At 24.7% G+C, this 1,608-nt stretch carries 1 protein-coding gene; it reads right to left on the reverse strand.

The annotated features are described in order from the left end of the window. Nucleotides 1-298: 298 nt before the first annotated feature. Nucleotides 299-1,507: a DUF5780 domain-containing protein gene (locus tag ACY1IQ_RS21075; protein ID WP_461615824.1), complete on the reverse strand. Its 1,209-nt coding sequence runs from the start codon at nt 1,505-1,507 to the stop codon at nt 299-301. Between the last annotated feature and the right edge of the window lie 101 nt (nt 1,508-1,608).

The following is a 1,608-nucleotide window of genomic DNA, read 5'->3' on the forward strand; positions in this document are numbered from 1 at the left end:
ACTTCTTAGCTTTTACACAGTAAAGTATTTTAAATGATATATTTACTTTATTCAGGGCAAAATAAAGAAGATAGTTTTACAAACTATCTCCCTTCTTTTCCTCTTTATCTTAACCTATTAACCTTTACCATTAAATAATCAAGTCTCTTTTTATTAATAGTCTAAATCACTAATTACATAAAATTTGATTTTTCTTTTATTTCAATAATTAAACATATTCATTATTTACATATTAGCTTCACTTTTCAAAAGTACAAAAAACCTGTACTTTTATATTTAGTACAGGTTTAAGTTATAATTATTTATATGGTTTACCTAAATGTTCATCTTGCCAATAATTATAGTAATCATTTGTCCATTTGCTTCCATCATAATATTCAACATCTCTAACACAAGCAATTACTTCTTTTACAGTTCCATAATCTGTATATAAATTCCATGATCTATTATAACCAAATGTTTCACCTGCTTGTATATTTACGGACTCAGCTTTACCTTTAAATAATTGATTTTCTCCAGCAAGTATTCCTGACTTAAGAGGATATCCATTACCATCATACATAAGAATACCTACTGTAAAATTCTTAACAACTTTATTTGTATTATTTTTCACTATAACTTGAGCTTCATCGTCAATATTAAAATAGCCTGAAACTACACTACTATTAACTACAACTAACTCTTGCTTTCCTTTTAATTCTTCAATTTTTTGTTTCCTTTCAGCTTCTAATTTTTCTTGTTGTAATTTTTTATATGCTTCATTTTTTGCAGTTAAATCCACATCATCTGAAAAAACTGCTATTGCTTCAGACAATGTTGTTATTGCTTTATCATAGTCTTTTTTATTTGCAAATTCTTCAGCACTTTTTAATATTTGATCTTTATACTTTTTTTCATTATTTTTAATCTGTTCTTTAGCCTTTTCATAGTTCTTATCATCAGATATTACATTTTTATATTCTTCTATAGCATTTTTTAAATCATTGTTTTTAAAAAACTCCTCTGCTTTCTTAAATGCAATTCTTGAATCATTAAGATTATTAATTTTAATAATTGAATTAGTAACATCAGTTGGCACTAATCGTATATTTTTTATTGTTTCAAGCCTACTTTTGGCTTTATCATAATCTATTTTTTCATCCACAAATGATTTTTCAATTTCAATAATTTCATCCTTTAAAAATGAAATTACTTTCTCTTCTTTGTCTGAATCTCCTTTAATTTTATTATGGTAAAGTTTAACCGCTTCTGTCTGTTTATTATTTATAATTTCACTTTTAAATTTTGATACAGGATTATTAAAATAAATAATTCCAGATACTGCACAGATTATTATTACTAAAACTGTACACAACATAGTAAGATTTTTTTTGTTATTAAGTAATTTTATTTTGTCCTTAATTAATCTCTTGCTTTGTTTTTCATTATTTGATGATAACTTTGTACCACATTTGTTACAAAACAAGCTCTCCTTTTGATTTTCAGCTCTACATTTTGTGCATATCATTCCCAATGTCCCCTTTTATTAACATACAATTAAATTATAGTACATTTATGTATAAATTCAATAATTTTGTTAAATTATTGTAAACATTCATCCTCTATGCA

This window comes from Clostridium sp. Marseille-QA1073 (assembly GCF_054863625.1).